Annotated in this window: 23 protein-coding genes and 2 pseudogenes; 9 read left to right on the top strand and 16 right to left on the bottom strand. The window is 68.7% G+C overall.

Going from position 1 to position 25408, the window contains the following annotated elements; translation table 11 throughout:
* Positions 1 to 36: 36 nt before the first annotated feature.
* Positions 37 to 960, bottom strand: a complete 924-nt coding sequence (locus AC1ECW_RS04800; protein WP_409702726.1) for a LysR family transcriptional regulator — start codon at positions 958 to 960, stop codon at positions 37 to 39.
* 119 nt (positions 961 to 1079) lie between these two features.
* On the opposite strand from AC1ECW_RS04800, the gene AC1ECW_RS04795 reads away from it, so the two are divergent.
* The gene (locus AC1ECW_RS04795) at positions 1080 to 2429 is read left to right on the top strand and encodes an alpha/beta fold hydrolase (protein WP_409702728.1); all 1350 of its coding nucleotides are present in this window, start codon (positions 1080 to 1082) and stop codon (positions 2427 to 2429) included.
* Between the two features lie 526 nt (positions 2430 to 2955).
* Here the strand turns inward: AC1ECW_RS04795 and AC1ECW_RS04790 are convergent.
* From AC1ECW_RS04790 to AC1ECW_RS04780, 3 genes and pseudogenes are all read right to left on the bottom strand, one after another.
* Positions 2956 to 3210, bottom strand: a pseudogene (locus AC1ECW_RS04790) (IS5/IS1182 family transposase); the annotation flags it as partial.
* A 147-nt stretch (positions 3211 to 3357) separates the two neighbouring features.
* Entirely contained in the window at positions 3358 to 4302 is a 945-nt protein-coding gene (locus AC1ECW_RS04785) for a response regulator (protein WP_481201308.1), read from the bottom strand.
* Positions 4283 to 7748, bottom strand: a pseudogene (locus AC1ECW_RS04780) (hybrid sensor histidine kinase/response regulator). The gene AC1ECW_RS04785 and the pseudogene AC1ECW_RS04780 overlap by 20 nt, the downstream one beginning before the upstream one ends.
* An 82-nt stretch (positions 7749 to 7830) precedes the next feature.
* On the opposite strand from AC1ECW_RS04780, the gene AC1ECW_RS04775 reads away from it, so the two are divergent.
* Genes AC1ECW_RS04775 through ureG form a run of 7 tightly spaced genes read left to right on the top strand, consistent with a single transcriptional unit; the run spans position 7831 to position 12730 of the window.
* Positions 7831 to 8133 (top strand): urease subunit gamma, encoded by a 303-nt coding sequence (locus AC1ECW_RS04775; RefSeq protein ID WP_409702735.1) that lies wholly within the window; start codon positions 7831 to 7833, stop codon positions 8131 to 8133.
* 49 nt (positions 8134 to 8182) lie between these two features.
* On the top strand, positions 8183 to 8770 hold the full coding sequence (locus AC1ECW_RS04770) for a HupE/UreJ family protein (RefSeq protein ID WP_481201307.1): 588 nt from the start codon (positions 8183 to 8185) through the stop codon (positions 8768 to 8770).
* 17 nt (positions 8771 to 8787) lie between these two features.
* On the top strand, positions 8788 to 9093 hold the full coding sequence (locus AC1ECW_RS04765) for an urease subunit beta (protein ID WP_481201306.1): 306 nt from the start codon (positions 8788 to 8790) through the stop codon (positions 9091 to 9093).
* Complete coding sequence (gene ureC / locus AC1ECW_RS04760) at positions 9093 to 10820, top strand: urease subunit alpha (protein ID WP_481201305.1); 1728 nt, start codon at positions 9093 to 9095, stop codon at positions 10818 to 10820. The genes AC1ECW_RS04765 and ureC overlap by 1 nt, the downstream gene beginning before the upstream one ends.
* 26 nt (positions 10821 to 10846) lie before the next feature.
* The gene (gene ureE / locus AC1ECW_RS04755; protein ID WP_481201304.1) at positions 10847 to 11404 is read left to right on the top strand and encodes an urease accessory protein UreE; all 558 of its coding nucleotides are present in this window, start codon (positions 10847 to 10849) and stop codon (positions 11402 to 11404) included.
* Complete coding sequence (locus AC1ECW_RS04750) at positions 11325 to 12086, top strand: urease accessory protein UreF (RefSeq protein ID WP_481201325.1); 762 nt, start codon at positions 11325 to 11327, stop codon at positions 12084 to 12086. Before ureE ends, AC1ECW_RS04750 begins: the two co-directional genes overlap by 80 nt.
* Entirely contained in the window at positions 12083 to 12730 is a 648-nt protein-coding gene (gene ureG, locus AC1ECW_RS04745; protein ID WP_481201303.1) for an urease accessory protein UreG, read from the top strand. Before AC1ECW_RS04750 ends, ureG begins: the two co-directional genes overlap by 4 nt.
* A 10-nt stretch (positions 12731 to 12740) precedes the next feature.
* Here ureG and AC1ECW_RS04740 read toward each other — a convergent pair whose 3' ends face one another.
* Genes AC1ECW_RS04740 through AC1ECW_RS04725 form a run of 4 tightly spaced genes read right to left on the bottom strand, consistent with a single transcriptional unit; the run spans position 12741 to position 15778 of the window.
* Positions 12741 to 13700 carry a S49 family peptidase gene (locus tag AC1ECW_RS04740; protein WP_481201302.1) on the bottom strand — a complete coding sequence of 320 codons (960 nt, stop codon included), beginning with the start codon at positions 13698 to 13700 and terminating at the stop codon, positions 12741 to 12743.
* Positions 13701 to 13752: 52 nt separating this feature from the next.
* Positions 13753 to 14124, bottom strand: a complete 372-nt coding sequence (locus AC1ECW_RS04735) for a Rieske (2Fe-2S) protein (protein ID WP_481201301.1) — start codon at positions 14122 to 14124, stop codon at positions 13753 to 13755.
* On the bottom strand, positions 14121 to 14786 hold the full coding sequence (locus AC1ECW_RS04730; protein WP_481201300.1) for an HAD family hydrolase: 666 nt from the start codon (positions 14784 to 14786) through the stop codon (positions 14121 to 14123). Before AC1ECW_RS04730 ends, AC1ECW_RS04735 begins: the two co-directional genes overlap by 4 nt.
* Entirely contained in the window at positions 14783 to 15778 is a 996-nt protein-coding gene (locus AC1ECW_RS04725; protein ID WP_481201324.1) for an RluA family pseudouridine synthase, read from the bottom strand. Before AC1ECW_RS04725 ends, AC1ECW_RS04730 begins: the two co-directional genes overlap by 4 nt.
* Positions 15779 to 16476: 698 nt before the next feature.
* Here AC1ECW_RS04725 and AC1ECW_RS04720 point away from each other — a divergent pair.
* Positions 16477 to 19296 carry an Rne/Rng family ribonuclease gene (locus AC1ECW_RS04720; RefSeq protein ID WP_481201299.1) on the top strand — a complete coding sequence of 940 codons (2820 nt, stop codon included), beginning with the start codon at positions 16477 to 16479 and terminating at the stop codon, positions 19294 to 19296.
* Positions 19297 to 19299: 3 nt separating this feature from the next.
* Here AC1ECW_RS04720 and nagZ read toward each other — a convergent pair whose 3' ends face one another.
* The 8 genes from nagZ to lepB are packed head-to-tail and all read right to left on the bottom strand — an operon-like array spanning position 19300 to position 25402.
* Positions 19300 to 20349 carry a beta-N-acetylhexosaminidase gene (gene nagZ / locus AC1ECW_RS04715; RefSeq protein ID WP_409702778.1) on the bottom strand — a complete coding sequence of 350 codons (1050 nt, stop codon included), beginning with the start codon at positions 20347 to 20349 and terminating at the stop codon, positions 19300 to 19302.
* A gap of 10 nt (positions 20350 to 20359) precedes the next feature.
* A complete protein-coding gene (gene acpS / locus AC1ECW_RS04710; protein WP_409702756.1) occupies positions 20360 to 20755 on the bottom strand; it encodes a holo-ACP synthase in 396 nt (131 codons plus the stop codon).
* The gene (locus AC1ECW_RS04705; RefSeq protein ID WP_409702758.1) at positions 20752 to 21546 is read right to left on the bottom strand and encodes a pyridoxine 5'-phosphate synthase; all 795 of its coding nucleotides are present in this window, start codon (positions 21544 to 21546) and stop codon (positions 20752 to 20754) included. Before AC1ECW_RS04705 ends, acpS begins: the two co-directional genes overlap by 4 nt.
* Positions 21543 to 22337 carry a DNA repair protein RecO gene (recO, locus tag AC1ECW_RS04700; protein ID WP_409702760.1) on the bottom strand — a complete coding sequence of 265 codons (795 nt, stop codon included), beginning with the start codon at positions 22335 to 22337 and terminating at the stop codon, positions 21543 to 21545. The genes AC1ECW_RS04705 and recO overlap by 4 nt, the downstream gene beginning before the upstream one ends.
* 15 nt (positions 22338 to 22352) lie before the next feature.
* Complete coding sequence (gene era / locus AC1ECW_RS04695; protein ID WP_409702762.1) at positions 22353 to 23276, bottom strand: GTPase Era; 924 nt, start codon at positions 23274 to 23276, stop codon at positions 22353 to 22355.
* Positions 23277 to 23311: 35 nt separating this feature from the next.
* Complete coding sequence (gene rnc / locus AC1ECW_RS04690) at positions 23312 to 23995, bottom strand: ribonuclease III (protein WP_409702764.1); 684 nt, start codon at positions 23993 to 23995, stop codon at positions 23312 to 23314.
* Positions 23996 to 24023: 28 nt separating this feature from the next.
* Positions 24024 to 24386 carry a DUF4845 domain-containing protein gene (locus AC1ECW_RS04685; RefSeq protein ID WP_409702766.1) on the bottom strand — a complete coding sequence of 121 codons (363 nt, stop codon included), beginning with the start codon at positions 24384 to 24386 and terminating at the stop codon, positions 24024 to 24026.
* A 47-nt stretch (positions 24387 to 24433) separates the two neighbouring features.
* Positions 24434 to 25402, bottom strand: coding sequence for a signal peptidase I (lepB, locus tag AC1ECW_RS04680; protein WP_409702768.1), 969 nt, complete (start codon positions 25400 to 25402; stop codon positions 24434 to 24436).
* Positions 25403 to 25408: the final 6 nt, after the last annotated feature.

The raw sequence follows: 25408 nt of genomic DNA, 5'->3' as shown, positions 1-25408 counted from the left end.
CCAGGAAGACACGACGAGACAGGGTGGGCTTGACGTTCACGATGGCGGCATCTTGCCCGGGCCATGCGCCACGATGTCGACCACCAAGGCCACGAACGTGGCCAGGGCGCCCACGCAGTCCGCTTCCCGGTAGGCCAGGGTCAGGGGGGCATCCACCCTGGCCTCCGGCGACAGGGGCAGGTAGCGGATCGCATGCGGGTGCGCTCCCTGCATCGACGCGGGCACCACCGAGATGCCAGCGCCGGCGGCGACGAGATTGAGGTTGGTCATCATGCGCGGCACCTCGGCCACCACCTTCGGTTGCACGCCCGCCTGCGCGCAGCGCATCAGCAGGTTCGCGTACAGCCCCGGTGCGCCTGGCCGGCGCACGAGGATGAGGTTTTCGCCGTCCAGGTCCTGCAAGGCCACGCGGCGGGTACGACGACGTGCCAGGGGGTGGTCGAGCGGCACCGCCACCACCGTGGCCTCGTGCAGCAGGGTGTGCAGCTTGACGCCCGCCGGGTGCGACACGGGCACCCGCAGGAAGCCACCGTGCAAGCGCCCGTCGGCGATCGCTTCGGTGATCTCGGCCGCGTTGTTCTCGCTCAGCACCAGCTCGATCTCCGGGAAGCGATGGCGGCATTCCCGCAGCGCCTGCGGCGTGAAGGCATGCGCAGCGGCCGAGCTAGTGAACGCGATGTGTAACCGCCCGCGCTCACCCCTCGCCACACGCTGCATGCGCTCTTCCATCGCCGCGATGTCCTGCAGGATGCGCCGTGCTTCGGCCAGGAACATGCGCCCGCCGTCCGTCAGCGACACACCCTTCGGATGGCGATGGAACAGCGTGATGCCCAGCCGCGCCTCCAGAGCACGGATCTGCTGGCTCAGCGGAGGCTGCTGGATGCCCAGCTGTGCCGCTGCACGGGTCATGTGCCCGGCGTCTGCCACCGCCACGAAGTAGCGCAGGAGCCTTGTCTCCATATATGGAACGTCTTGAGAATCAATGGTCAGTATATTTGACCATCATGCATCAGGCCGCTAAGGTACCTGCGAACACCTCGACGAAGGTGCCCGACAAGACCTAACCGGAGACAAGCGGCATGACACTCGCTGCGCGCCCTCGTGCGCCCCATATCCTCATATTCGGCGTGGCCGCCCTGCTGGTCGGATGTGCCCAGACCCCGGCTCCCAGCAAGGAGGCCCCTCCCTCGGTCGCCACCTGCCCCGATGGCGTGCCTGCCGAGGCCCGCTGCCTGCGTGGTCAGGACTCTGCAGGCGCACACTACCTGATCGTCGTGCCCAAGGACTGGAACCGGATGCTCGTCGTGCATGCCCACGGCGGCCCCACGTTGGGCGAACCCAAGGCCAGCCGTGCCGATGAAGACATCAAGCGCTGGGCCATCACCGTGCGGGCCGGTTACGCCTGGGCAGGCTCCGTGTTCCGCCAGGGTGGCGTGGCCGTGCGCTCGGCGGCCGAAGACACCGAGCGGGTGCGCCGCATCTTCGTGGAGCATGTGGCGCAGCCGACGTTGACCTTGCTGCACGGCCAGTCCTGGGGAGCCAACGTGGCGGCCAAGGCGGCCGAGATGTATGCTGCTCCGGGCCAACGCTCCCCATATGCCGGTGTGCTGCTCTCCAGCGGTGTGCTGGCCGGCGGCACCCGCTCTTACGACTTCCGCCTCGATCTGCGGGTGGTGTACCAGTTCCTTTGCAACAACCACCCACGGCCCGATGAACCGCAATACCCACTGTGGATGGGCCTGCCCGTCGACAGCAAGCTGACACGCGCGGAACTGGCTGCGCGTGTCGACGAGTGCCTGGGTGTGCGAAAGCCTGCCGCCCAGCGCACGCCGGAGCAGGCGAGCAGGCTCAAGACGGTGGTGGACGTGATCCGCATCCCGGAAACCTCGGTGATCGCCCACCTCAACTGGGCCACCTGGCATTTCCAGGACATCGTGCAGAACCGTACCGGCGGCCTGAACCCTTTCGACAACGCGCAGGTGCGCTACACCGGATCGACCGATGATGCGGCGCTCAACGCTGGCGTGCTGCGCTACCGCGCCGACCCGCGGGCCGTGGCCACCTTCGGCGCCGACACCGACCTGACCGGCCGGATCGGCATCCCCGTGCTGACGGTGCATGGCATCGGCGACCCGACCGCCTTCGTCGAGCTGCAGTCGGCCTTCCGCCGGACGATGGAGGGCGCCGGCACGGCTTCTCGCTTGGTGCAGGTGCTCAGCGATCATCGCGATCACAGCTACCTGAGCGACCCGACCTATGCAGCGCTTTTCGACGCCCTGGTGCGCTGGGCGCAAGAGGGCGACAAGCCCACGCCCGCCGGGCTCGCGCGGCTGTGCAAGACCTACGAGGCCCGCTTCGGCCCGGGCTGCCGCCTGCTGCCCGACTACCAGCCAGCCCCGCTGGAGACCCGCGTCGCGCCGCGGCGCTGAGGTAGGAGCTGAGAAGCTTTGAACGAAACGCCAATCGCCTGGGGTGATCGCATTGCTGCTGATGGCGGCAGTTGCGCGACCAGTCAGCGCCCGATGCGCGGCATCAGCGCTGCGTGGGTCTGTTGTGAGGGTGTGGAAGGCGTGGCGAGCCAGCGTAGCAGCCAAGGGCACGCGGCGCGCCGTGCTTCAGGCGGCCAAGGCGATGTTCAGGCTGCGCATGCGCATCAGGTTGTGCGCCAGGGCGTGCCACAGCAGTACGGCCCGTGCCTTGGCCATGCCGCAGACGTTGAACCGCTGCAGAGCGCGTCGTCGCAGTTGCGCATTGGCGCACTCGACCGTGCGCCCCGCGCTGGATGTACAACGCCTTGGCGAAGTCGCTGCGCATGAACTCGCGCCACTGCGCCTGCGCGGGCGAGTCGGTGTGCTTGGGCGCCAGGCAGTCGATGTCGGGGTTGCGGCTGCGCGGCGGCAGCAGCACCGGCTGCGTGCCGCGCTCGGTGAGTTCGTCGATGGCCTGCAGCTTGGTAAAGCCCCCGTCGGCCATCTTCATGACCCGCGCCTCGGCGTCGGTGGTGCTCACGCGAGGCTCGGCCTCAGGTTCGGCCGGTGGCTTGGCGGCTGCGCCCCCGCCCGCGGCGCTCGCAGCAGCGCTGCGGCCGCGCCGCTTGGACGGCTTGGGCTTGTTCGGCTCGGGTGGGGGCTTGCGCTGCAGCCTCTGCATGGCCGCCAAGGCCGCGGCCAGGCGCTGCTCGCGTTCACGCGCGGCGCGCTCGACGGCGGCCGCTGCGCCGAGCCTGCGGCCGGCAACTCACCACCACCGAACAGGCTCGCCTGAGTCTGTTCACCCTCGTTCCCAACCGTTGCAGCGCTCATGCACTGCTCAACGCTTCAGGGGCGAGGTTCGTTCACGCCTTCTGAGTCGTCCGCCCTAGCGGTGCCGCAGCTGCGGCACACGGCCGGTGGCCACGCCCGCCGCCGCGGTACGGGTCTCGACGCCAAGCTTCTCGAAGACATGTTCGAGATGTTTCTTCACCGTGGCGGGGCTCGCACCCAGGATGTCGCCAATGTCGCGGTTGGTCTTGCCCTGCACGACCCAGTACAGCACCTCGGCCTCGCGCGTGGTGAGCCGGAAAGCGGCGATCAGGGCTTCGAGCATCACCGCGTCGTTGGCTTCGCGCAGCACCAGAAACCATTCACCGTCGCCGGTGGGGTGATGCAGCGCCAGTGTCAGGCGACGCGTGCCCTGCACGAGGATGCGGCTGGCAGGCTCGTGGGCCGCGCGGGCCTGCTCCGCCTGCTGGCGCACCCAATCGGTCAGTTCGGCATCCAGGAACCCGTCCACGCCGCCGCGATAGGCCTCCAGGTACTGGCGGGCCAGAGGGGTCTGCCAGGTGATGCGCCCGTCGGCCAGGCGAACGGCCAGCGTGGCATGGCCGAAGACGTCCAGGGCCTGGTGTGCCTGCCGGGCTTGCCGAGCCCCTTGCAGGTGCGTGGCGATGCGGGCAATCACCTCCCGGGTACGCACCGGCTTGGTCACGTAGTCCACCCCGCCGGCCTGGAAGGCCGCCACCACGTGCTCGGTGTCGGTGAGGCCCGTCATGAAGATGATGGGGATGCCGGCAGTGGTGGGCTGGGCTTTGAGGCGGCGCGCCACCTCGAAGCCGTCCATGCCCGGCATCACCGCATCCAGCAGCACGATGTCGGGCTGCGCCTGGGCGGCTCGCTGCAACGCGCCTTCGCCATGGGTGGCCACCAGCACGGTGTAGCCCGACTCGTCCAGCGCATCGTGCAGCACGGCGACGTTGTCGGGCACATCGTCCACCACGAGGACCACGGCATCGGCGGAAGACAGGTCAGGCGAGGCGGTGTTCATCGAGGGCGTCCTGGATGATGCGGGTGATGGTGTCGAACTGGAACTCGCGCGCCAGGCCTCGCAGGCGGGCCACGAAGGCGGTGCACTGGGGCTGCTCGGATTCGATCTGGTCGAGGACGCGAACGATGCCGCGGTAGTAGCCCAGCGTCACCTGGTCTGCCAAGCCTCGCAGATGGTGAGGCGCCGGTAGGGTCTGCGGTGCCGGGGCGAGCATCAGGGGCTGGAGCGGGGACTCCGATGCCCCCACCCATTGCAGCGACAGGCGCTGGCCCAGCCAGTCGAGCAGTTCACCCACCCGCACCGGCTTCACGAGGAAATCCCGGGGCGTGATGCCTACGTCGTTGTCCAACCCCTTGTCGAAGGCATTGGCCGAAACGATGGCCACCGGTGCGGCGCTCAGGTTTTCCTGGCGGATGCGCCTCAGGGTTTCCCAGCCATCGATGCCCGGCATGGCCAGGTCCATGAAGATCGCATCGGGCTGGATCTGGCGCAACACGGCCAGGCATTCGTGGCCGGATGCGGCCTGGTGGATCTCGAAGCCCAGGGGCTGCAGCACGCTCACCAGCAATCCACGATCGACCTCCTCGTTGTCGACCACCAGGACACGCTTGCGAGGCCCCAGGTAGCCGGTGCGCAGCGCACGCGGCATCTCGGCCTCGATCACCGTGGCGCGCAGCTCGGGCAGGAAGAGGCGGATCGAAAAGCAGGTGCCCACGCCCGGGGTGCTGCGCACCGTCATCTCGCCGCCCATCAGGTCGGTCAGCATCTTCGCGATCGTCAGCCCCAGCCCCGTCCCCCCCCACCGCGGCGCCACCGGCCGCCGAACCCCGCTCGAAAGGCTCGAAGATGCGCGACATCTCCTCGGCCGTCATGCCGGGGCCGGAATCCTCGATCTCGAAGCGTGCCATCTCGCGCGCGTACTGCAGACGGAACACCACCTCGCCACGGGTGGTGAACTTCACCGCATTGCCCAGGACGTTGATGAGGATCTGGCGCACACGCTTTTCATCGGCGCGCACCGCCTCGGGCACGCCGGCGTCGAACTCGTGGCGGAACGCGATGCCTTTGCCGGCGGCCTGCAGTTCGAAGAGCCTTGCGATCTCGAGCATGCCGTCGCGAAAGCGCATGGGCTTGACCTCCAGCGCCAGCTTGCCGCTTTCGATGCGCGCGAGGTCCAGCGTGCCCTCGATCAATGACAGCAGATGCTCGCCGCCGCGACGGATCACGCGCACGGCCTGCTTACGATGCGCCGGCATGGCCTCGTCCTCGTCCAGCAGCTGGGCATAGCCCAGGATGCTGTTGAGCGGCGTGCGCAGCTCGTGGCTGATGGTGGTGATGTAGCGGCTCTTGGCCTGGTTGGCCAGCTCGGCCTGGTGCTTGGCCTGCTGGAGGGCCTCGTCGGTGCGGCGGTGCGATTCGATCTCGCGCATCAAGGCCTCGGTCTGGCGGTTCGACTCCTCCTGCGCCACCAGACGGCTGCGGTGCGCCAGCACCAGCCACCAGGCCACGATGCCCGACACCAGCAGCAGCGCGGCATAGGCTTTCAGGAAGGCGAGCTTGAGCGACGGGCCCAGCGCCGCCGCCTGCTCCCCCAGGGTACGGATCTCCTGGTGGTAGAGCAAACCGAAGAGCGCGGCCAGCACCGGCACGATCACCGTCATCAGCAGCAGGTACTGCGCCAGGCCGGTCTGGATGTAGGGTGCTGCGCGGCGCGGCAGCAGCCGTCGCAGCGCCGCCGACCACTGCGACGACAGCCGCCCCTGTGGCTTGCACAGGTCGTTGCAGCGCGCATCCAGGGTGCAGCACAAGGAACAGATGGCGCCCTGGTAGGCCGGGCACTGCGCCATGTCGTCCCGCTCGTACTCGCGCTCGCAGATCACGCAGCGCGTGACGGGACGCAGCCTGCTGTAGCCGCCTTCACTGCCGGGGTCGACCGGGGACAGGCTGTCGCCCCGGGCGATGTAGTAGCGCCCTTTTGTGGCCCAGGCGATCAGGGGCGACACCACCACGGCCGTCACCAGCGCGATCAGGGCCGAGAAAGCTTGGGCCATCTCGCCAAAGAAGCCCAAGTGCGCGGTGATGGACAGCACCGAGGCCGCCACCATCGCGCCCACACCCACCGGGTTCACGTCGTACAGGTGCGCGCGCTTGAACTCGATGCCCTTGGGCGACAGGCCCAGCGGCTTGTTGATCACCAGGTCGGCCACCACGGCCATGATCCAGGAGATGGCGATGTTCGAGTACAGCCCCAGCACCCCGCCCAGCGCCTGGAAGACGTTGAGCTCCATCAGCATCAGCGCGATCAGGGTGTTGAAGACCACCCACACCACCCGACCGGGATGGCTGTGCGTGAGGCGCGAGAAGAAATTGCTCCACGCCAGCGAGCCCGCGTAGGCGTTCGTCACGTTGATCTTGAGCTGCGACACCACCACAAAGAGTGCCGTGGCCGCCACGGCCCAGCCGTAGTCAGCAAACACGTACTCGTAGGCCGCCAGGTACATCTGGTTCGGGTCCACGGCCCGCTCAGCCGGCACCATGTGGGACAGCGCCAGATAGGCCAGCAAGGCGCCGCCCAGCATCTTGACCACCCCCAGCACCACCCAGCCCGGCCCGCCCATCAGCAATCCACCCCACCAGCGCCAGCGGTTGGCCCTGGTTTTCTCGGGCATGAAACGCAGGTAGTCCACCTGTTCGCCCATCTGGGTGATGAGCGCAATGCCCACCGTGGTCGCCGCCCCGAAGGCGAGCCACTGGAACTGCCCTCCTCGGCGATCCTCCCCGGCATACGACGTAAGCCCCGACAACAGTCCCGGGTTGTGGTGGAACACATAAAAGTAGGGCAGCACCAGCATCACCAGCCACAGCGGCTGCGTCCAGACCTGCAGACGGCTGATGATGGTCACGCCATGGGTCACCATGGGGATCACCACGAGGGCACACACCAGGTAACCCCAGGTGGGTGGCAAGCCAAAGGCCAGCTCCAGCGCATAGGCCATCACGGCCGCCTCGAGCGCGAAGAAGATGAAGGTGAAGCTCGCGTAGATCAGCGAGGTGAGCGTCGAGCCGATGTAGCCGAAGCCCGCGCCGCGCGTGAGCAGGTCCATGTCCACCCCGTGGCGCGCTGCATAGACGCTGATGGGCAGCCCGGCTAGGAAGATGATGAGGCCCGTCACGGCGATGGCCAGCGCCGCGTTGATGAAGCCGTACTGCACCAGCAGCGTGGCCCCCACCGCCTCCAGGATCAGGAAGGAGGCCGCCCCGAAAGCCGTGTTGGCCACCCGCCACTCCGACCACTTGCGAAACGAGCGTGGCGTGAAGCGCAGCGCGTAGTCCTCCATGGTCTCGCGAGCGACCCATTCGTTGTAGTCGCGCCGGATCTTGATGACGCGCTGCACCGCTCCCGGGGCAGGCGGCGAGTGGGCGGAAGGGATGGCGCTGAGGTCCATGGCGACCGGGTGCGTACAAGAATCGCACCAGCCTTGCGCGGCAGGTGACAAGGCTGGCACTCATCCTGCAAGATGCGTCTCCATGGAACTGACCCCGCGCGAAAAAGACAAGCTGCTGATCTTCACGGCGGCCCTGCTGGCCGAGCGGCGCAAGGCCCGCGGCCTGAAGCTCAACTACCCCGAGGCAGTGGCCCTGATCACGGCCGCGATCATGGAGGGGGCCCGAGACGGCAAGTCGGTGGCCGCGCTGATGAGCGAGGGCAAGACCGTGCTCACGCGCGCCGACGTGATGGAGGGCGTGCCCGAGATGATCCCGGACATCCAGGTCGAGGCCACGTTTCCCGATGGCACCAAACTGGTGACCGTGCACCAACCCATTGCGTAAAACGTTCGAGCGCTTTTTTTTGGTGCGCTCACAGCTTCCGGAGGACTCCATGACCCGATTCGCCCTGCGCCTGGCCGCCCTGGCCCTGGCCGGCCTGCCCCTGTTGACCCTGGCCCACACGGGGGGCGATGGCGGCAGCCATCACGGCTTCCTGGAAGGATTGAGCCATCCCTTCACGGGCCTGGACCACCTGGCCGCCATGCTGGCCGTGGGCTACTGGAGTGCCTTGACCGCCCGCCGCGTCTGGGTCGCCCCCCTGGCCTTTGCCGTGCTGCTGACCGTGGGAGCCGGCCTGGGCCTGGGTGGCATCGAACTGCCCGCCATCGAACCCATGATTGCCGCGTCGCTGCTGGTGGTGGGCCTGCTGGCGGCCACCCGTGCCCGGCTGCCCGCCTTGGCCGGCGGTGCCCTGGTAGGGGGGTTTGCTCTCTTCCACGGCCTGGCCCACGGCCTGGAGCTGGCGGGCGACGGGACCATCGCCCCCCTGCTGGGCATGCTACTGGGCACCGTGGTGCTGCATGCCGTCGGGATGCTGATCGGCCACCTGACCCGCGAGCGCAGCGCCTGGTGGCCCCGCCTGGCCGGCGGCGCCGTGGCCGCCTTCGGCGCCGCGCTGCTGCTGCCCCTCGTGGCCTGACGTCCAACGGAGGCCCCATGATCCCCGGCGAACTCCTCACCGACGGCCCCGACCATGCCCTGAACCCGGGCCGGCGCACGATCACGCTGGTGGTGCAGAACACCGCCGACCGCCCGATCCAGGTGGGCTCGCACTACCACTTCGCGGAAACCAACGGCGCACTGCAGTTCGACCGGGCCGCCGCGCGCGGCATGCGCCTGAACATCGCCTCGGGCACCGCCGTGCGCTTCGAGCCCGGCCAGCAACGCACGGTCGAGTTGGTCGACTATGCGGGCGACCGTGTCGTCTACGGCTTTCGCGGCCTGGTGCAAGGAAACCTGTGATGTCCACGATCCAGCGACGCGCCTATGCCGAGATGTTCGGGCCCACCGTGGGCGACCGCGTGCGCCTGGCCGACACCGACCTCGTCATCGAGGTGGAGCAGGACTACACCCTGGCCGCCGGCGGCTACGGTGAGGAGGTGAAGTTCGGCGGCGGCAAGACCATCCGCGACGGCATGGGCCAAAGCCAGCGTGTCAATGGCCCCGGGGCGATGGACGCGATGGACTGCGTGATCACGAACGCGCTCATCGTCGACCACTGGGGCATCGTCAAGGCCGACATCGGCATCAAGGGCTCGCGCATTGCCGCCATCGGCAAGGCCGGCAACCCCGATGTGCAGCCCGGCGTGGACATCGTCATCGGCCCGGGCACCGAGATCATCGCCGCCGAAGGCCTGATCGTCACGCCCGGCGGCATCGACACCCACATCCACTGGATCTGCCCGCAGCAGATCGAGGAAGCCCTGACCTCGGGCATCACCACGATGATCGGCGGGGGCACCGGCCCGGCCACCGGCACCTTCGCCACCACCTGCACGCCCGGCCCCGAGAACATCAAGCGCATGCTGCAGGCCGCCGAGGCCTTCCCGATGAACCTGGGTTTCTTCGGCAAGGGCAACGCCAGCCGGCCCGAGGCCCTGCAGCAGCAGGTGGAAGCCGGGGCCATCGGCCTGAAGCTGCACGAGGACTGGGGCACGACGCCCGCCGCCATCGACAACTGCCTGAGCGTGGCCGAAGCCGGCGACATCCAGGTGGCCATCCACACCGACACGCTCAACGAGAGCGGCTTCGTCGAGGACACCATCGCCGCTTTCAAGGGGCGCACCATCCACACCTTCCACACCGAAGGTGCAGGCGGCGGCCATGCCCCCGACATCCTCAAGGTGGTGGGCGAGGCCAATGTGCTGCCCTCCTCCACCAACCCGACACGGCCCTTCACCGTCAACACCATCGACGAGCACCTCGACATGCTCATGGTGTGCCACCACCTCGATGCGTCCATCGCCGAGGACCTGGCCTTTGCCGAAAGCCGCATCCGACGCGAGACCATCGCGGCCGAGGACATCCTGCACGACCTCGGCGCAATCAGCATGTTCTCGTCCGACAGCCAGGCCATGGGCCGGGTGGGCGAGGTCATCCTGCGCTGCTGGCAGACCGCGCACAAGATGAAGCAGCAGCGCGGCGCCCTGCCCGGCGACACCGCGCGCCATGACAACGCCCGCGTGAAGCGCTACCTCGCCAAGCTCACCATCAACCCCGCATTGGCCCACGGCATTGCGCACGAGGTGGGCAGCATCGAGGTGGGCAAGTGGGCCGACCTGGTGCTGTGGAAGCCCGGCTTCTTCGGCGTGAAACCCTCGCTCATCCTCAAAGGCGGCTTCATCGCCGCCGCCGCGATGGGCGACCCCAATGCCTCCATCCCCACGCCGCAACCCGTGCACTACCGCCCCATGTTCGGCAGCTTCGGCGGAGCGCTGTCGGCCACCTCGCTCACCTTCCTGAGCTCCTCGGCCTTCCAGTCCGGGGCCGCCGAACGCTACGGCCTGCGCAAGGCCGTGGCCACCGTGAAGGGCTGCCGCAGCGTGAAGAAGGCCGACATGGTGCATAACGCCTACGCCCCACGCATGCAGATCGACCCGCAGACCTACCAGGTCCATGCCGACGGCCAGTGGCTCACCTGCGAGCCCGCCACGGTGCTGCCGATGGCGCAGCGCTACTTCCTGTTCTGAACCCTCACCGGCGTACCATCGCGGGCATGCTGACCGTCAACAAACTCCTTCCTCAGGGCCAGGGCCTGGCTGCCGTTCTGCTCAAGCGGGCCGCCACGGTGGCGCTCGACTGGGACGTGCGCCAGAAGAGCCGCTTCGAGGCCACCGACAGCCAGGGCCGCACCCTGGGTGTGTTTCTGCCGCGCGGCACCGTCGTGCGTGGCGGCGACGTGCTGGTGGCCGAGGACGGCTCGCTGATCCGCGTCGAGGCCGCGCCCCAGCCGGTGCTGCGCGTGACCGCCTGCACCGAACACGGCTCGCCCTTCGACCTGCTGCGCGCGGCCTACCACCTGGGCAACCGCCATGTGCAGCTCGAACTGCAGCCTGACCATCTGCAGTTCGAACCCGACCACGTGCTGGCCGACATGCTGCGCCAGATGCACCTGATCGTCACCGAGGTGCAAGCCCCCTTCGAGCCGGAAGGCGGCGCCTATGCGGCCGGTGGTCATGGCCACGCTCATGGACATGACCACGACGGTCACGCCCACTCGCCCCACGACCCTGGCCACGTGCACGGCCCCGGCTGCGGCCACCACCATCACTGAGATGTCGGCCTCCGCCACCTGGCTGCAACTGATGTGGCTGGCCTCACCGGCCTTGCCAGTGGGCGGCTTCAGTTACTCCGAAGGGCTGGAAGCGGCGGTGGAGGCTGGCCTCGTCACGAACGAAGCCCAGGCCAGTGACTGGCTCAGCGATCAGCTGCACCTCGCGCTCGGGCGGGCCGATGCGGCCGTGGTGGCCCAGGCGGTGCCTGCCTGGCAGTCCCATGACCTCGCCCGGCTCACGGCCCTGAACGACTGGGTGCGACACACGCGCGAGTCGGCCGAGCTGCGCCAGCAGACCGAACAGATGGGCCGTTCGCTGGTGGACTGGCTGAACAACCGCGCAAGCGATGAACGTGTTGCCACGCTGGCCGCCTTGTCCCCCGCCCCCACCTATCCGGTGGCTTTCGCGCTGGCGGCTGCCCAGGCGGGCGCCACACCCGAACAGGCCCTGCTGTCCTTCGGCTTCGGCTGGGCCGAGAACATGGTGCAGGCGGCCCTCAAGGCCGTGCCACTGGGCCAGAGCGCCGGCCAGCGCATCCTCGCGCGCCTGGCGGCAGAGATTCCCAATGTGATGGCCACCGCGCTTGCGCTTGGCGACGCGCACCGCCAGGCCTTCACCCCCCGGCTGGCCATCCTGTCGGCCCAGCACGAACAGCAATACTCCCGACTCTTCCGATCATGAGCACCTCCCTGCATGCCATCCCCGGCCGAACCAAGAAACTGCCCCCCTTGCGTGTAGGTGTGGGCGGGCCCGTGGGCTCGGGCAAGACCACCCTCGTCGAGATGCTGTGCAAGACGATGCGCAACAACTACGACCTGGTGGTGGTCACCAACGACATCTACACCAAGGAAGACCAGCGCCTGCTCACCGTGGCCGGTGCGCTGGAGCCCGAGCGCATCATGGGCGTGGAGACCGGCGGCTGCCCCCACACCGCGATCCGAGAAGACGCCTCCATCAACCTCGAAGCCGTCGATCGCATGCTGGCGAAGTTCCCGAATGCCGACATCGTCTTCATCGAAAGTGGCGGCGACAACCTGGCCGCCACCTTCAGCCCGGAACTGTCCGACCTCACGATCTACGTGATCGACGTGGCTGCCGGCGAGAAGATCCCGCGCAAGGGCGGCCCCGGCATCACCAAGAGCGACCTCTTCGTGATCAACAAGACCGACCTCGCGCCCCATGTGGGCGCCAGCCTCGACGTGATGGCCGCCGACACCGCGCGCATGCGACCCAATCGCCCCTGGGTGATGACCAACCTCAAGACCCGCGAAGGCCTCGATCAGGTCATCGACTTCATCGAAACGAAAGGCCTGCTGAAGGCCTGAGCCCGCCGCTTCAGCGCAGGCCGCCGACGCCGCGCAACGCCGCCACCATGCCCTCGCCCACGGCGGCACCGAAGCGTTTGGCCAGGCGTTCGGCCACATTCTCGCGCGGCGTGTAGTCGATGATGTCCTCGGCCTTGACCACCTCGCGAGCGACGTAATCCAGGCTGCCGTAGCGGTCGGCCAGGCCCAGGTCGATGGCCTGCTGGCCACTCCAGACCAGGCCCGAGAAGGCCTCGGTCTGGTTGCTCAGGCGTTCACCACGCCCTTCACGCACCTCGGCAATGAACTGCTGGTGGATCTGGTCGAGCAGGGCCTGGGCATAGGCCTTGTGCTGCTCGGTCTGGGGCGAGAAAGGGTCGAGGAAACCCTTGTTCTCGCCGGCTGTGAGCAGGCGGCGCTCAACCCCCAGCTTGTCCATCAACCCGGTGAAGCCGAAGCCGTCCATCAGCACGCCGATGGAGCCCACCAGCGAGGCCTTGTCCACGAACACTTCGTCGGCCGCCACGGCGATGTAGAAGGCCGCCGAAGCGCACATCTCCTCGCACACCGCGTAGACCGGCTTGCCATGCTGCTGCCGCAGCCGCTCGATCTCGTCGTTGACCATGCCGGCCTGCACCGGGCTGCCCCCGGGCGAATTGATGCGCAGCACCACGGCCTGCGCACCGCTGTCCTCGAAGGCGTTGCGCAGGGCCGCGATGAGGTTCTCCGCACTGGCGGGCGCATCCGCCGAGATTTCGCCGCGCACATCGATCAGCGCGGTATGCGGCGCGCTCGGTGCCGAGGCTTGCAGCCCCTGCCGGTACAGCAGCACCAGCAGCGCCAGCGCCAGCAGCAGCCAGGCCAGGCGGAAAAAGATGCGCCAGCGCCGCTCGCGCCGCCGGTCATCGAGATAGGCCTGGGCCAGACGGGCGATGGCCTCGTCCCCGGTCCCTCGGGCCGGGGTGGTGGGAAGGGGGGTCTCGGGTTCCATGGAGTCCTGATGGAGAGGGGGGTCGTCGTTGTGCATGGGCTGCAAAGGGGGTTCAGTCGGTCAACGCCGGCTGCACGTCGTCGCTGGGATACCAATAGACCTTGCCGTCGCGTTCGACCACCGGCACCTCGATCAGGCGTGAGCGCGCGCAAGGTCCACCCACGCATTCGCCGCTGCGCGGGTCATAGACCGCCCCGTGGATGGAGCAGATGATCCATTCACGGCTGTCGTCGAGGAACTCGCCAGGCTGCCAGTCCATCTCGGCCGGCACATGGGCGCAGCGGTTCACATAGGCCACGACCCGGCCCTCGAAGCGCAGCGCAAAGGCCCGCACGTGTTCGCTCCACAGCCGCACGTCGAAAAGCACGGCCTTGCCGCGCTCGGACAGCGCCTGCGAATCGCACAGCTCGATGCCCGGGTTCATGCGTGAGCCTCCAGCCAGCGGTGCAACTCGGGCACCGAGCCGGCAATGAAACGGGGCGCCAGCTCGCGCAGCGCCGCCGGGTCGTGGGCGCCGTAGCTCACCGCCACGCCCACCGCACCGGCATTGGCCGCAAGCTGCAGGTCGTGCACGGTGTCGCCGATCATCAGCGTGCGCTCGGGCTGAGTGCCGAATTCGCGCATCAGCTCCAGCAGCATGCGCGGGTCGGGCTTGGAGGCCGTCTCATCGGCGGTGCGCGTGCCGTCAAAGAGACCCTGGAGCTGCACGCTGCGCAGCGCCTCGTCCAGCCCCCGGCGTGACTTGCCGGTGGCCACGGCCAGCCAGTGGTGGCGTTGCTTGAGCGCCTGCAGCATCGCCAGGCTGCCTTCGAACAGCACCAGCTCGTGCTGTTGTGCGAAGTAATGATGCCGGTAGCGCCGACCCAGCTCGGGATAAAGCTCCACCGGCAGTCCAGGCACCACCTGCTGCAGGGCATCGTGCAAGCCCAGGCCGATCACGTAGGCGGCCTCACGCTCGCCGGGCACGGGCAGGCCCAGGTCGGCGCAGGCCGCCTGGATGCAGCGCACGATCAGTGCCGTGGAATCGAACAAGGTGCCATCCCAGTCGAAGACGATCAGGTCGAACTGGCGGGGTCGCTGGCTCATAGGTGTTGGAGCAATTCTGCGCATTCGCGCGGCAAGGGCGATTCGAGCTCGAGGGCCTGCCCGGTGGCCGGATGGTCAAAACGCAAGCGCCGCGCATGCAGGAACATGCGGGCGAAGCGGTGGCCCGCAAGGGCCTGCCCCCGTGCCCAGGCCCGGTTCAGCGCGAAGTCGCCGTATTTGTCATCGCCGACGATCGGATGGCCCTCGTGGGCCAGGTGCACGCGGATCTGGTGGGTGCGGCCGGTCTTGATGGTCACGTCCAGCAAGGTGTAGTCGGCAAAGGCCTGCACCACCTGCACCAGGGTGATCGAGCGCCGCCCCTCCTCGGCACCAGGGGCAACAGCGCGCACCCGCCGCTCGCCCTCGCCGGTGAGGTATTTGTGCAGCGGCACGTCGATGACCTTCTTGTGGGCCGGCCAGGCCCCGATCACCAGGGCGGCGTAGGTCTTGCCCGTCTCGCGGCTGCGGAACTGGTCCTGCAGGGCCGTCAGCGCACTGCGCTTCTTGGCGATGAGCAGCAGGCCCGAGGTTTCCTTGTCCAGGCGGTGCACCAGCTCCAGCATCCTCGCCTGCGGCCGCGCCCTGCGAAGCTGCTCGATCACGCCGAAGCTCACGCCGCTGCCGCCATGCACGGCCACGCCGGCCGGCTTGTCCACGGCGAGCAGGTGCTCGTCTTCGTAGACGACGGGGAACTCGCGCGCCGGCGTGAGCGCTTGCTCACCGCGCGCGGCCAGGCGCACCGGCGGCACACGGACCTCGTCGCCCAGGGCCAACCGGGTGTCGGCCGTGGCACGGCCCTTGTTCACCCGCACCTCGCCGCTGCGCACGATGCGGTAGATGAGCGACTTGGGCGCCCCCTTGAGTGTCTTGGCCAGGAAGTTGTCCAGACGCTGGCCCGCCGACGCTTCATCGACGACGACATGGCGCACCGCGGGCCCCGGCGCCACACCGCTGCGCGCAGCCGGCGGTTTCGCCCGTATAATCTGTTGCACCACGTTTGCGTTGTAAGTGTTTGATTTGCAAGAGTTTACCCGTCCCGCTCCGGCGGGGGCGGTCCGAGGGCTCTCAAACACCCAGCGCCGGCGGGTCGGCCGTCGGCACGCACAGTCTGTGAGTGAGTGTCGGTGGCCACAAGAGTTGATGCAGCGTGGGCCCGTGGCTGCGGGTCGTCTCCCAAGGTGAGCCGACGGCAGTGAACACGGCCCGCGTCAGAGCCAACGCACACAAGAACCCAACAACAAGGTTTTCCGGCCGCAGGCCGGCACCGCTTGCGAGACAGTCCCGCCCCCCGGCGCGCCCCGATCTCGGAAGCACCGCCTGCAGCCTTGCGTTCAGTGATCCCATGCGGACCCTGCCTTCCGGCCTCCTTCCTCCACCGCATCGCTGCGGCATGACACCGGCCCTGCGGTTGCGCCGGCACGTCCCGCGGCTCGGCGTCGGGAGGGCGTCCGGTGCCTCCGGCCCGGGGCCGCAGCGGCGCCCGTCGTCCGCTGTCCAGTTCACTCCTCGCACGCGCCAACGCGGCTGACCCGGCGGAAGCTTCCGCCGCGCCGACCGTCCAGGGCGATTCCTTCCGGTTCCTGATTGCGTTCCTCGTGCATCGTTGAGCCGCCCCCCGGTCGTCGAGCCGGTGGCGGCATGTGGTTGTGCCTGTGCGGGCCCCGCGGGCCGCTCGGGTGAAGGAGTGCACATGAAACGCATGCTGATCAACGCGACGCAGCAGGAAGAGCGTCGCCTGGCCATCGTCGACGGCCAGAAGCTTCTCGATTTCGAGACCGAGATCGAAGGGCGCGAACAGCGCAAGGGCAACATCTACAAGGCCGTCGTCACCCGCGTCGAGCCCTCGCTGGAAGCCTGCTTCGTCGATTACGGCGAGGACCGCCACGGCTTCCTGCCCTTCAAGGAGATCTCGCGTCAGTACTTCAAGGAGGGCGTCGACGTCCGCAACGCCAAGATCGCCGACGTCATAAAGGAAGGCCAGGAACTGCTGGTCCAGGTGGAAAAGGAAGAGCGCGGCAACAAGGGCGCGGCGCTGACCACCTTCATCTCGCTGGCTGGCCGCTACCTGGTGCTGATGCCCAACAACCCCCGTGGCGGCGGCGTCTCGCGCCGCATCGAGGGCGAGGACCGCGAGGAACTCAAGGAAGCCCTGGACCAGCTCGACTACCCCAAGGGGATGAGCCTGATCGCCCGCACCGCTGGCATCGGCCGCAGCGTGGCCGAGCTGCAGTGGGACCTCAACTACATGCTCAAGCTGTGGGCCGCCATCGACGAGGCCGCCAAGGCCGGCAAGGGCGCCTTCCTGATCTATCAGGAGTCCTCACTCGTCATCCGCGCCATCCGCGACTACTTCACCTCGGACATCGGCGAGATCCTCATCGACACCGATGACATCTACGAGCAGGCCCGCCAGTTCATGAATCACGTGATGCCCGAGATGGCGCACCGCGTGAAACGCTACCGTGACGATGCCCCGCTGTTCAGTCGCTTCCAGATCGAACATCAGATCGAGACGGCCTTCTCGCGCACAGTGAACCTGCCCTCGGGCGGAGCCATCGTGATCGACCACACCGAGGCCCTGGTGTCCATCGACGTCAACTCGGCCCGCGCCACCCGCGGCAGCGACATCGAGGAAACCGCCACCCGCACCAACCTCGAAGCGGCCGACGAGATCGCCCGCCAGATGCGGCTGCGCGACCTGGGCGGCCTGATCGTCGTGGACTTCATCGACATGGAGGAGTCCAAGAACCGCCGCGAGGTCGAGCAGCGCCTGCGCGACGCGGTGCGCCCCGACCGCGCCCGCGTGCAGCTCGGCGCGATCAGCAAGTTCGGTCTGCTCGAACTGTCGCGCCAGCGCCTGCGCCCGGCCCTGAGCGAGGGCAGCCACATCACCTGCCCGCGCTGCAACGGCACCGGCCACATCCGCGACACCGAATCCTCGGCCTTGCAGATCCTGCGCATGGTGCAGGAAGAGGCCATGAAAGAGAACACCGCCGCGGTGCACGTGCAGGTGCCGGTGGAGGTGACCAGCTTCTTGCTCAACGAGAAGCGCACCGAGATCACCAAGATCGAACTGAAGCAGCGCGTCACCGTCATCCTGGTGCCCAACAAGCACCTCGAGACCCCCAACTACAAGCTCGAGCGTCTGCGCCACGACGATCCGCGCCTGGAGAACCTGCAGGCCAGCTATACGATGATCGAGGAGCCTGACGATGAGGTGGGCATCACCCGTCGTCGCGACGCCAACGAGAAGGGCCGCTCCAAGCAGGAACCGGTGATCAAGGGCATCCTGCCCGAAACCCCGGCCCCCGTGGCCGCGCCCAAGCCCGAGCCGGCCGCCCCGGCGCCCGCGCCCGCGGCGGCCCCGCCGGTGGCGGCCCCTGTGCCGGCCAGCGGTGGCTTCTTCGGCTGGCTGAAGAAACTCTTTGCCGGCCGCCCCGAAGCGCCAGCCCCAGCCGCCGCGCCTGCGCAGGCCCAGCCTGCCGCCAAGGAAGGCAAAGCCGAGCGTGGTGAAGGTCGTCGAGGCGAAGGACGCCGCAGCGGCCGCGGGGGTGAACGCGGCGAGGGCCGTCGCGACGGCCGGGGCGGGCGCGGGGACGTGCGTGCGGACGCCCGTGGTGAGGGCGGCCGCAACGACGCACGTGCCGACGGGCGCGGCGAGAGCCGCGGACGCAGTGGCGAAGCGCGTGCCGAGGCCGCCGAAGCCCCGCCGCAGCGCGGCGCACGCGGCGGCGAAGGCCGTAGCAGCGAGGCGCGTGGCGAGGCGCGCCAGGACGGCCGCCGCAACGCGCCCCGCCCCGAGCGCGAAGCCGCCGCGGCGCCGGACGCCGAGGAGGGCACCGCCTTTGTCGACACCGTGCCCCAGGACCAGGGCGAAGCCTCGGCCGAAGGCCCCCGCGAGGCAGGCCGCCGCCGCCGCCGTGGAGGTCGTGGGCGCCGTGAGCGCGAGGCTGGCGTGGAAGGCCTGGCACCCGACCAGGACAGCCTGAGCCCCGAGGCCGTGGCGGAGCCCGAGTCCCCGGTCGAACCGGTGCAAGCCGATGCCTCGCCCGAGGAGGCCTCCAGCGCCGATGTCGCCCAAGGGGAGGGCCGCCGGGGCCGGGGGCGTGACCGCTACCGTCGTGAGCGCCGCCCTCAGGAAGGCACCGAGGCGCCGGTGGAAACGACCGCCGCTGAAGCCCCCGCTCCTGCGGTGGACGCCGCACCGTCGGCCCCGGTGGCGGCCGCGCATCCTCAGCCGGTGGTGCCGCACTATGAGCTGCCGCTGTCCAGCCTCCACGAACTGGCCGCCTCCGCCGGCCTGGAGTGGGTGCATTCCGATGCGGACAAGGTGCGTGCCGCTCAGGCGCTGATCGCCAACACGCCCCAGCCCATCCGCGTGCCGCGCGAGCGCAAGCCCGTGGTGGCGCTGGACGAGGGCCCGCTGGTGCTGGTCGAGACCCGCAAGGACCTCTCCCAGATCACCCTGCCCTTCGAGGCCGTCCAGGCCCAGCAGCAACAGCAGCAGTGAGGCTCAGGGCAGGCGCGCCAGCGCCTGCTGGTAGGGCGCGTGATACATCAGCTCGTCCCAGGCCAGCGCAGCGGCCTGGGGCAGCAGGCCCACCCGCCGCGCCTCGCTGTCGGCGCTCGGCGCCCACTGGCCGCGCTCGCGGGCGTCCCACAGCCCGTCCAGCAGGGCGTCCAGCGCCGCCCCGCCGTCCACCACCGACTGGTTGCACAGCAGCACCAGGTCGCAGCCGGCGCGCAGGGCGGCCACGGCCCCCTGCACGGCATCGCCCATCACGCTGGCGCCCTGCATGCTCAGGTCGTCGCTGAAGATCGCACCGGTGAAGCCCAGTCGGCCCCGCAGGATGTCCTGCAGCCAACGGCGGGAAAAGCCCGCCGGCAAGGCATCGACCTTGGGATAGATCACGTGGGCCGGCATCACCGAGGCCAGCGAGGTGCTCAACCATTCGTAGGGCTTCGCATCATCGGCCAGGATGGCCTTGAGCGAGCGGCGGTCCACGGGGATGTCCACGTGCGAATCGGCCGCCACGTAGCCATGGCCGGGGAAATGCTTGCCGCACGACTGCATGCCGGCCAGCAGCAGGCCGTGCATCACGCTCTTGGCCAGCAGCGTCGCGACACGCGCATCGCGATGGAAGGCCCGGTCGCCGATCACACCGCTTTGTCCATGGTCGAGGTCCAGCACCGGCGTGAAGCTGAAGTCCACGCCGCAGGCGCGCAGCTCCGAGGCCAGCACATAGCCACAGGCCGTGGCCGCTTCGGTGGCGCGCAGGGCATCGTCCATCCACAACTCGCCCAGGCGGCGCATTGGCGGCAGGTGGGTGAATCCGTCCGTGCGGAAGCGCTGCACACGCCCGCCTTCGTGGTCCACACAGATCAGCACATCCGGGCGCAGGCTCTTCACCTCGGCCGTCAGCCCGATGAGCTGGCGGCGGTCGACCCAGTTGCGCGCAAACAGGATCAGGCCGCCAGTCAGCGGGTGCTGCAAGCGGCGGCGGTCGTTGTCGTCCAGCGCGGTGCCGGCGATGTCGAGGACCACCGGGGCATGCTCGGGCAGCAGGCTCATCTCACTCCTTCGTTTCCACCACCACGAAGCTGGCGGCGTAGTCGGTTTCGTCGGTCAGGCTCACGTGGGCCCGCAGGTGGCGGGCCTCGAACCAGGCGGCCAGTTCGCCATGCAAACGGATCTCGGGCTGGCCGCTCGGTGCCTTGACGATCTCGCAGGCGCGCCAGGTCATCGGCAGGCGCAGGCCCAGGCCGATGGCCTTGGAGAAGGCCTCCTTGGCCGAAAAGCGCGTGGCCAGGTAGCGCACGCCCCGCGAGGGCACCCTGGCGCGGCGCTGGCGAAAGACCTCGATCTCATGCGGGCCCAGCACCTTGAGCGCAAAGCGCTCGCCATGGCGCTGCAAGGCCGCCTCGATGCGACGGACGTCGCAGATGTCGGTGCCAATGCCGTAGATCACGCGCGCTGCCTCGCCCGCACGGCTTCGGCCTTGAAGTCGGCGATGGCCTGGCGCAGGCCCACGAAGACGGCATGGCCGATCAGCGCATGGCCGATGTGCAGCTCGGCCACGTCGGGCAGGGCCGCGATCGCCGCAGTGCTGCTCGGGCCGGGATGCGGCGCCGGGCGGTCCCACACCGCCAGGCCATGGCCCGCGTTGGTCTGCAGCCCGAGCGAGCGCCCCAGGCGCAGGCCCTGCTCGATGCGGGTCAGCTCGGACTGCATCGCGCCCGCCTCCTGGGCCCACCAGGCCTCGGCGTAGGCGCCGGTGTGGATCTCGATGCAGGGCGCACCGGCGCGGGCGCTGGCCTCGATCTGCGCCGGGTCGGCCCCGATGAAAAGCGAGACGCGGCAGCCGGCCGCCGCCAGCCGCGCACAGGCCTCCTGCACACGGCCGAACTGTCCGACCACATCCAGGCCGCCTTCGGTGGTGACCTCCTGGCGGCGCTCGGGCACCAGGCAGACATGTTCCGGGCGGATCTGTTCGATCAGGCCCAGCATCTCGTCGGTCACGGCCGCCTCGAAGTTCAGCGGCACGTGCAGCGCGGCTTTCAGACGGTGCACGTCGTCGTCACGGATGTGCCGCCGATCCTCACGCAGATGGAAGGTGATGATGTCGGCTCCGGCCTGGACGGCCAGCTCGGCAGCCGCCACCGGGTCCGGAAAGCGGCCGCCGCGCGCATTGCGCAGCGTGGCCACGTGGTCGATGTTCACGCCCAGCAAAGGCGCGTTCGGGGTGCCGGAGAGAATCATGGTTGCTGGAGTTCCATCAGGAGCTGGCGGGTGCGCAGCACGGGCGTGCCCAGATGATAGTGAAGCAGGCTGCGCAGCGCCGGTTTGAGCTCGGGCAAAGCCCGCCGGCACACCTGCTGTACGGCCGCCAAACCCTGCTCGCCGCCGGCCGTCTCCAGGGCCTGCTGGGCCTCGCGCAGCCAGTCCCCGCGCAGGCCGGCCTCACCGGGTCTGGCCGAACACACCCCCGCTTCGGCATCCAAACCATAGCGCGCGGCATCGCGCACCGGCTGCTGGGTCAGGGTCTCGGTGTGCAGCTCGGGCAGCACGCCGATCTCGCGCAGCAGCGCCAGCTCGAAGGCCCGCAAGGCCGCCTGCACGCCGGCGTCCTCGCCGCCGGCCAATGCCGGCAAGGTCGCGGCATAGTGGTCGAACAAGTGCGGATGGGCGTCCGAGCGGGCCAGCAGCTTCATCAGCAGCTCGTTGAGGTAGAAGCCGGTGAGCAGGGCCGCGCCGGTGGGCATCGGCAGCCCTCCCGCCCAATCGGCGGTCTTCAGGGTGTGCACCTCGGCCCCGTCCTCGTCGCGGCTGCTGTAGCTCACCAACAGACGCTGGAAGGGCAGCAGCACCGGACGCAACTGCGAATACGGCCGCTTGGCCCCTTTGGCCACCACCGCCACACGGCCGTGGTGGCGGGTGAAGAGGTCGAGGATCAGGCTCGACTCGCTCCAGTCGTAGTGGTGCAGCACATAGGCCGGCTCGCCCGCCACGCGGTGCGCATGCCGCCGGCCGCCCGAGGTGCGCGTGGCCATGGTGCGGCGCGCGGCCTACTCGTAGCCGTAGGAGCGCAGCCGCTCCTCGTCATCGGCCCAGCCCGAGCGCACCTTGACCCACAGCTCGAGGAAGAGCTTCGCATCCATGAGCCGCTCCAGCTCCAGACGCGCCTCCATGCCGATGCGCTTGAGCCGCTCGCCGCCTTCGCCGATCACGATGCCCTTGTGGGCCTCGCGCTCGACGATGATGGTCGCGGCAATGCGGCGCAGGCGGCCTTCCTCCTCGAACTTGTCGATCACCACGGTGGAGGTGTAGGGCAGCTCGTCGCCCGTGAGGCGGAAGAGCTTCTCGCGGATCATCTCGCTCACGAGGAAGCGTTCGCTGCGGTCGGTCAGGGTGTCCTCGTCGTACCACCACGCCTGCTCGGGCAGGTAGGGCCGCACGATCCCGAGCAGGCGCCGCACGTCCTCGGGCCGCTTGGCCGACAGCGGCACGAATTCGGCGAAGGGATGACGCTCCTGCATGCTCTTGAGCCAGGGCGCCAGTTCGGCACGGCGCACCACCTTGTCCAGCTTGTTGGCCACCAGGATCACCGGCTTGTCCTGCGGCAACAGGGCCAGCACCTTGGCATCGTCCATGCCGTAGCGGCCGGCCTCGACCACGAAGAGCACCACATCGACGTCGGCCACCGATGACAGGACCGTGCGGTTGAGGGTGCGGTTCAGCGCATTGCTGTGCCGGGTCTGGAAGCCCGGGGTGTCGACGAAGATGTACTGGGTGTCGTCCAGGGTACGGACGCCGGTGATGCGGTGCCGCGTGGTCTGGGCCTTGCGCGAGGTGATGCTCACCTTCTGGCCCACCAGGGCATTGAGCAGCGTGGACTTGCCCACGTTGGGGCGGCCCACGATGGCCACCAGGCCGCAGCGTTGGCCGCTGCGAGGCTCGGCAGGAGGCAGGTTGAGGTCTTCGAGGTTCACGACGTCAGGGCGGCCGTGCCGCCGAAAAGGGCCACTCAGGGGTGCATGGACTTCAGATGGGCCAGCATGGCCTGGGCGGCTTGCTGCTCGGCTGCGCGTCGTGAGGCGCCCTCGCCCACCCGCTCGACCTGCAACGCCGCCACCGTGCAGCGTACGACAAATTCCTGACGGTGCGCCTGACCCCGGGTTTCCACGATGGCATAGGCGGGCACCGGCAGGCGCCGAGCCTGCAGCCATTCCTGCAGCTCGGTCTTGGGGTCCTTGGCCGAGGCCTGGAGATCGCCCTGGGCCAGCACCGGCTCGAAAAGCCGGCGCACCACGGCCTGGGCGGACTCGAAGCCGGCGTCCAGGTAGACCGCCCCGACGAGGGCCTCCAGCGCGTCGGCCAGGATGGACGGCCGCCGGGCCCCGCCGCTGCGGGCCTCGCCTTCGCTCAGGCGCACGCTGTCAGGCAGTTGCAGGGCCAGGGCGATGCGGTACAGGGACTCCTGCCGCACCAGATGGGCGCGCACGCGCGACAGGTCGCCCTCGTCGCTGCGGCCCAGGCGCTCGTAGAGCAGGCTGGAGACGGCCAGCCCCAGCACCGCATCGCCCAGGAACTCCAGACGCTCGTTGTGGTCGGCGCCGAAGCTGCGGTGCGTCAGCGCGGCGCGCAGCAGCGCAGGGTCGGCGAAGCGGTGCCCCAGGCGCCGCTGCAAGGCTTCCAGGGTCTCGCTCACAGGACGGCAGGGGAGGATCGCCGACGCCTCATCGCGAGCGGCCGCGGTATTTGATGAGCAGGTAGACCGGCTCGAACAGCTCGATCTCCTTGTCGTAGGCGAAGCTGACGACGATCTTCTCGTTGACCTTGGTGATCTCCAGGTCGGCCCCGGAGATCGAGGTGATGGCGTATTCGATCTGCTTCTGGCGCTCGAAGGCAGCCCGGATCTCAGGCACCGTGGTGCCGCCCTCCTGGGCCACCTTGTTGATCGCGCGCTGGATGGTCCAGTACTCGTTGAGGGTCGGGAACACGCGCATGGCCACCAGGGCGACGAAGCCGATCAGGACCGCCCAGAACAACAGGCCGATCAAGGTCACGCCGCGCTGCCGCTGCCGCAGGATAGGGATCATCGAGCTGCTCCTCGTGGTGATGACGGTGTTCTGGAGGGCCGGTCCGCTCACTGGAAGAAGGTGCCGACGCGGCTGAGGTTACCGAAATTCATCCAGATCAAAAAGGCCTTGCCGACGATGTTGGCCTCCGGCACGAAGCCCCAGTAGCGCGAATCCTGCGAATTGTCGCGGTTGTCGCCCATCATGAAGTAGTGCCCCTCGGGCACCTTGCAGACCACGCCCTCGGCGTTGTAGCGGCAGTGGTCACGGAAGGGGAAGTTGTCGACGGCCAGCATGAACGGCGGCACGTCCTTGTGGGTCAGCACCCGGTGCTCCACGTCCCCCAGCTTCTCGCTGTAGAGCTGGGCGTAGCGGCGGCCGTCCTCGTCGTAGTACTCGCCCAGCGGCTGCATCGGCACGGGCTGGCCGTTGATGCTCAGGCGTTTGTTCAGGTAGGCCACCTCGTCGCCGGGCACGCCCACCACGCGCTTGATGTAGTCGACGCGGGTGTCCAGCGGATAGCGGAAGACCATCACGTCGCCACGCTGAGGCGTGTGGTTGTCGATGATCTTGGTGTTGATCACCGGCAGACGCACGCCGTAGTGGTACTTGTTGACCAGGATGAGGTCGCCCACCAGCAGCGTGGGCACCATCGAGCCCGACGGGATCTTGAACGGCTCGAACAGGAACGAGCGCACCAGGAAGACCGCACAGATCACCGGAAAGAGGCCGGCCGTCCAGTCCAGCCACCACGGTTGCATCAGCAGCTTCTGGCGTGCCTCCTCGACGTTGCCGTCCACCTGCGCGATGCCCTGCTGCGCCAGCGCGGTGCGGCGCTGGGCCGCCTGCTCGGCCAGCCGGGCCGCCGCACGTTCACGCTGCGGCTTGAAGTGAAAGCGCTCGGCCAGCCAGTACAGCAGCGTCACCGCGGTCAGGAGAAAGAGCACGAGCGAGAAATTGCCGTGCCATTGGCCGAAATACCAGCCGCCGAGATAGACGGCCAGACAGGCGTACAGGACTGCAGTGAGCAGCGACAAGGGACT

The organism is Caldimonas hydrothermalis, assembly GCF_056746695.1.
Note: the sequence above shows the minus strand (reverse complement) of the source record. Positions and strands in the feature narration are given on the sequence as shown.